Raw genomic sequence first — 5,657 nt, forward strand, 5'->3', positions numbered from 1 at the left:
CGCGGGTCAGCCGGGCGACCGGGCGCAGGCCGGTGCGGGCCACCGTCGTGCCGGCGAGGGCCGCCAGCGCCACTCCCCCGCCGCCGACGACGAGCAGCACCCAGGCGAGGCGTTTGAGCACCCGCTCGGTGTGCAGCAGGCTCTGCGCCATGATCAGGCTGTAGCCGTCGTCGAGCTTGCGGGCCAGCACCCGCTGGTCGTCGACCGTCCGCAGGCTCTGGTTGTGCTGTCCGGGCCGGTTGGCGCTGCGCACGATCCGCCGCTCGGGGGCGTCGAAGGGCACCGAGCCGACCAGGAAGGTCTGCCCGTCGGGGCGGATCAGGGCAACCGAGATGTTCGTGGAGAACACCGCCCCGGACACCACGCGCTGCGGGTTGCCGCCGAGCGCCCCGGTGCGCGAGAGGGCCGTCATGCCGTCGGCGCGGCTCTCCAGCTGCCGGTCGATGTCGTTGTACATCGCGCGGTAGACGACGAAATAGGCGGCGGCCGCCATCAAGGACACCGACACCGCCACGACCGTCGCCGACAGCAGGGCGACGCGGGTGGTGAGGGAGGCCGAGCGGGTGAGGGCGAAGGGCTCGCGCATCTCGCGGTGCGCGACCTCCTCGCGGTGGCGCTCGGACCACCGCCGCACATCGGACCAGAGACTCAGGGCGGCGTCTCCCGCAGCACGTATCCGACGCCGCGGACGGTGTGGATCAGACGCGGCTCACCGTCGGCCTCGGTCTTGCGGCGCAGATAGCCGACGTAGACCTCCAGCGCATTGCCCGACGTCGGAAAGTCGTAGCCCCACACCTCTTCGAGGATGCGGCTGCGCGACAGGACGCGGCGCGGGTTGGCCATCAGCATCTCCAGCAGCGCGAACTCGGTGCGGGTCAGGCTGATCGACCGTTCGCCGCGAGTGACGTCGCGGGTCACCGGGTCCAGGCGCAGGTCCTCGAACTCGAGGGCCTCCGAATCCTCCTCGTCGGGGCCGGTGCGGCGCAGCAGGGCGCGCAACCGGGCCAGGAGTTCCTCGAGCGCGAACGGCTTGGCCAGGTAGTCGTCGGCACCGGCGTCGAGGCCGGCGACCCGCTCGGACACCGAGTCGCGCGCGGTCAGCACGAGGATCGGCAGGTCGTCGCCGGCCGACCGGAGTCGACGGCAGACCTCCAGGCCGTCCATCCGCGGCATCATCACGTCCAGGAGCAGCACGTCGGGCCGTTGGGCCACGACCTTCTCGAGTGCCTCGAGTCCGTCGCCGGCCGTCTCCACGACGTAACCGTTGAACGTCAGGGAACGGCGCAGCGACTCGCGCACCGCGCGATCGTCATCGACGACAAGAATCCGCATGTCTCATTCTTAGCCCAGCGCGCCTGAGAATTCGCGGAGGACGACGATTGCGCCGGTCACGGTGCGACGGGCTGATCGGCCAGGCGCCGGTAGGCGAACACGGTCAGCAGCTGCACGAACGGGTAGGCGAGGATGCCCAGGAACATCGAGAGCACCATGACGACCAGCCACAGCACGAGGGCGTCGCCGATCCGGTGGCGCACGATCGAGGCGCTGGCCTTCATCCCCGCCACCGCGCCCACGTTGCGGTCGAGGACCGCGAACACGGTGAACATGAGGAAGAAGGCGACGACGAATCCGCCGACGCAGAAGACCAGCAGGCCGACCAGGACGGCCAACGCCTGCAGGAGCACCACGGCCAAGACGGTGCCGAAGCGGCGGGGCCGCAGGAAGGAGCCGATGGTCGTGGGCACGCCGTTGGCGATGTCGAGCAGGCCGCCGGTGTAGGCGCTGCCCTGGTAGGCGGCGGTCAGCAGGGAGACGAGCGAACCGACGACGATCAGCACGATTCCGGTGATGCCGGCGGCCGACCCGGGGTCGAGCTGCAGGTCGTCGGAGGTGCCGGTGTCGCCGCTGGCCATCAGCGCGAAGACGCCGGCCATCGCGATGAAGGCGCCGATCATCGAGACGGCGACCAGCACGAGGGCGCCCACGATCGCGCCCGCCGCGTTCGACGTCAGCTTCGACCAGGCCCAGCGGAACCCGACGTCGAGACTGTAGGGAACGGTGTTCGGATCGGGTCGGTACGCCGGCGGCGGGAGGGGCGCACCCGGCGGCGGGACCGGGGGCACCGGCGGTTGGGCCACCGGAGGCTGGGGCACGGCGTCCTCGGGACGCGGAGTCTCGGTCATCGCGACGGCCTCCTAGGGGGCGATCTGCTGGTCGGCGAACCGGCGCAGCGCGAAGACCGCGATCAGGGTGGCGATGGGCGCGGTCACGATGACGAAGATGCCGCAGGCGCTGTTGCCGACGACCCACACCATGCCGACGAGCAGCGCGGTGACCAGCGATTCGCCGAAGTTCGCGCGCACCAGCTCGGCGCTCTCCTTCATCGCCGCCAGCGGCCCGGTGCCGCGGTCGACGATGATCGGGATCGCGAACCAGAACAGGAAGACGACGATCACGCCGCCGACGATCACGATCGACCCGAGGGCGATGGCGATCAGCAGGACGAGCACGGCCGCCAGGACCGAGCCGTAGTGGCGCGGCCGGAAGAAGGAGCCGAAGGTCGTGAGCTGGCCGTTGGCGATGTCGACGACACCGCCGATGTAGGCCGAGAGCGAGTAGGCCGCCAGGAGCAGGGCCACCAGGGCACCGACGACGATGGCCGCGATGCTGCCGGCACCGAGGGTGGCCTCGCCGACCTCCTCGACCATCCCCGGTCCCGCCTCGACGACGGTCACTCGGTCGGCCAGGGCAAAGGCGCCGCCGACGCCGATGAGCGGCCCGATCGCCTGCAGCAGGGTGTGGACCAGCGCACCGCCGACGAGTCCGACGGCGTTCGCCGAGAACTTGCCCAGCGACCAGCTGAACGCCCCGGCGATGCTGTACGGCGTCGCATTGGGATCGGGGTGCACCGCGTAGGCCGCGGGCTGCGCCTCGCTGGCGCCGACGTGCGCGGGATACGCCTGTTCGGGTGGCTGGGTCATGGATCGTCCTCTCGGGGTCGGGCAGGTCCGGCTCAAACACTATCCGGTCCCGACGGGCCGGACCGGCCGGCGCCCAAACGACTCGGGCCCCCGCCGAATGGCGGGGGCCCGAGTGCCGGTCAAACCGTTACTGCGTCTGCGGAGCGACGTAACCGCCGGTCAGCTTGCGCCACGCGAAGGCGACGAACAGCGCGGCGATCGGCACGGCCGCGAGCAGGCCGACGCCACACAGCAGCGCGCCGACGAACACGATGACGACCGCGAGCAGCCAGGTCAGCAGGGTCGAACCGAAGTTCGCCTTGACGACGTTGAAGCTGGCCTTCAGGCCGTCGACACCGCTGAGGTTGTGGTCGACGATCGCGACGGTGGTGAAGTACAGGAAGATCGCGGCGATCAGGCCCGGCAGGACGCACAGCGCCATGCCGATCGAGATGATCAGGCCCGACAGGACCGAACCGATGATCACCTGGCCGACGTTGCGCGGCTGGAAGAAGGACCCGAAGGTGACCTGCTGGCCGTCGGCGATCTTGAGGACGCCGTTCCAGTACGAGGCGGCGACGTATCCGCCGATCACCAGCGAGACGATCAGGCCGAGGATCATGACCAGCCAGCTGCCGACGCCGAAACCGGCCGTGGTGAGGCCGAAGGAGACGGTGCCGTCATCGCTGCTGAAGGTGCTGGTGGACGTGTCGGCGAGTGCGCTCGCGATGCCCTGGAAGATGCCGTTGACGACACCGATGATCAGGCCGAAGACGAGGGTCGCCAGGACCAGCGGGGCCCAGTTCTTGCCGAACTTGTTGAACGCCCAGCTGAAGCCCTCGCCGACGCTGAAGCCGGGGGCTCCGGGAACCGGTGCGTAGCCGCCGGGGGGCGGGGGCGGCGGGTAGGCGCCCGGCGCACCGGCAGGCGGGACCTGGCCCGGCTGCGGCGGAACGTTCGGCGGTTGCTGGCCCGGATTGATGGGCGGCTGAGTCATTGAGGCTCCCGAGATCGTGAAGGTAATTGGGTAGAACAGGCAAAAATTACCAATATCGGCCGTTGCGCGCTGGGATTGACGCCCAATCGTGACCCTGCCCTTGGCTACCGCCGGGTAACTATGACAACCTCAGTTGGCACGAACGCCCCAATTCCCCAGCGCACGAAGGTAGGAACCCGATGCCCTCGATCTTCATCTCCGGCGGAGCCGCCGGAATCGGACTCGCCACCGCCAAGCGGTTCGGAGCGCAAGGATGGACCGTCGGCGTCTACGACGTCGACGCCGAGGCCCTCAAGGCGGTCAAGAAGGAGCACCCGGAGTTCATCACCGGAAAGCTCGACGTCCGCAAGCCCGCACAGTGGGCCAAGGCGCTGGCCGAGTTCACCGCGCACACCGACGGCAAGCTCGACGTGCTCGACAACAACGCCGGCGTCCTCGTCGGCGGTCGGCTCGACTCCATCTCCCCCGACGCCGTCCAGGCGCAGATCGACATCGACGTCCTCGGCGTCACCCTCGGCGCCCAGGCCGCCTACCCGTACCTGAAGGCGACGCCCGGTGCGCACCTGGTGAACATCGCCTCCGCGTCGGCGATCTACGGCCAGCCGGACATCGCGACCTACTCGGCGGCCAAGTTCTACGTCGCCGGGCTCACCGAGGCCCTCGAACTGGAGTGGCAGGCCGACGACATCCGCGTCGTCGCGATCTGGCCGCTGTGGGCCAAGACCGCCCTGGCCGATGCCGACACCAAGTCGGCGAAGACCCTCGGCATCCGCATCACCCCCGAGCAGGTCGCCGACCGCATCTGGACCTCGGTGCACCCGAAGGCCGCGGACAAGGTGATCCACCGGACGCACTACTCGGTGGGCGTGCAGACGACCGTGCTGAACAACGCCAGCAAGGTCGTGCCGAACTTCGTCTCGCGCCTGGTGAACAAGGCCATCGCCCAGAACTGAGCGCGCACACAAAAAGGACGCCCACACCGTGTGTGGGCGTCCTTTTTACGTGTATCCGATGCCTAGCGGCGGTCGATGTCGATGAGACCGAGCTCGGCGGCCTTCACCAGGCGGCGCGGGAGGCGCTGCGGGACACCGTTGACCTTGACCTCCTGCAGCTGCGGGTTGTCGGCCTTCCACTGCGAGCGGCGGCTGTGGGTGTTGGCCCGCGACATGCGGCGCTTCGGTACGGCCATGGTTCTGCCCTTCTTTCCTTCAAGTCTTGGAGTGCGCCGACATCCCGACGATCCGCAGGTGGGCGCGCAACCCGACCAGAATACATCCGGGTCGGGTCAGGACCAAAACGCGATCAGGCCCCGCTGGCGGCGCCGATGATGACGATCAGGAGCCACAGGACCCAACCGAGGGTCATGAGGCCGCCCAAGACGATGCCGGTGATCGCCATCGGCTTGTCGCTCGAGTTCGGCGCGACCGCGTCGTTGGCCTGCTTGAGGGCGACGATGCCCAGGATCAGCGCAATCGGGCCGGTGAAGCCGCACAGGACGAGGCCGGCGAGGCCGGTCACCAGTGCGGCGATGGCCAGGCCACTCGTCGAGGCGGCGGCCACCGGGTAGGCCTGGTAGCCGTAGGCGGCGGCGTACGGGTCGGGCGTCGGGGCGGTGCCGTAACCCGGCTGCGGCACCGGCGCCTGGTACCCGGTCGGCGGGGCCGGGTAGCCCGGCGGCACCGGCGCGGCGGCCGGACCCG

At 69.6% G+C, this 5,657-nt stretch carries 7 protein-coding genes and 1 pseudogene; 1 reads left to right on the forward strand and 7 read right to left on the reverse strand.

The annotated features are described in order from the left end of the window. The 5 genes and pseudogenes from QM634_RS15650 to QM634_RS15670 all read right to left on the reverse strand — a co-directional run. Nucleotides 1–586 (reverse strand): annotated as a pseudogene (locus QM634_RS15650) (two-component sensor histidine kinase); the annotation flags it as partial. Between the two features lie 62 nt (nucleotides 587–648). Continuing rightward, nucleotides 649–1,332: a response regulator transcription factor gene (locus tag QM634_RS15655; protein ID WP_415043698.1), complete on the reverse strand. Its 684-nt coding sequence runs from the start codon at nucleotides 1,330–1,332 to the stop codon at nucleotides 649–651. A gap of 56 nt (nucleotides 1,333–1,388) precedes the next feature. Further along, entirely contained in the window at nucleotides 1,389–2,183 is a 795-nt protein-coding gene (locus QM634_RS15660; RefSeq protein ID WP_415043699.1) for a hypothetical protein, read from the reverse strand. A 12-nt stretch (nucleotides 2,184–2,195) separates the two neighbouring features. Then, a complete protein-coding gene (locus QM634_RS15665; protein WP_415043700.1) occupies nucleotides 2,196–2,981 on the reverse strand; it encodes a hypothetical protein in 786 nt (261 codons plus the stop codon). Between the two features lie 127 nt (nucleotides 2,982–3,108). Further along, the gene (locus QM634_RS15670) at nucleotides 3,109–3,957 is read right to left on the reverse strand and encodes a hypothetical protein (protein ID WP_415043701.1); all 849 of its coding nucleotides are present in this window, start codon (nucleotides 3,955–3,957) and stop codon (nucleotides 3,109–3,111) included. A 179-nt stretch (nucleotides 3,958–4,136) separates the two neighbouring features. On the opposite strand from QM634_RS15670, the gene QM634_RS15675 reads away from it, so the two are divergent. Continuing rightward, the gene (locus QM634_RS15675; protein WP_415043702.1) at nucleotides 4,137–4,910 is read left to right on the forward strand and encodes an SDR family oxidoreductase; all 774 of its coding nucleotides are present in this window, start codon (nucleotides 4,137–4,139) and stop codon (nucleotides 4,908–4,910) included. 62 nt (nucleotides 4,911–4,972) lie between these two features. On the opposite strand, the gene rpmF is transcribed toward QM634_RS15675, so the two are convergent. Both rpmF and QM634_RS15685 read right to left on the reverse strand, forming a co-directional pair. Then, the gene (rpmF, locus tag QM634_RS15680) at nucleotides 4,973–5,146 is read right to left on the reverse strand and encodes a 50S ribosomal protein L32 (RefSeq protein WP_415043703.1); all 174 of its coding nucleotides are present in this window, start codon (nucleotides 5,144–5,146) and stop codon (nucleotides 4,973–4,975) included. Between the two features lie 113 nt (nucleotides 5,147–5,259). Continuing rightward, a partial coding sequence (locus tag QM634_RS15685; protein ID WP_415043704.1) for a DUF4190 domain-containing protein occupies nucleotides 5,260–5,657 on the reverse strand: 398 nt, incomplete at its 5' end.

This window comes from Gordonia sp. (in: high G+C Gram-positive bacteria), from assembly GCF_047606305.1.
In the GTDB taxonomy this organism is placed as follows: domain Bacteria; phylum Actinomycetota; class Actinomycetes; order Mycobacteriales; family Mycobacteriaceae; genus Gordonia.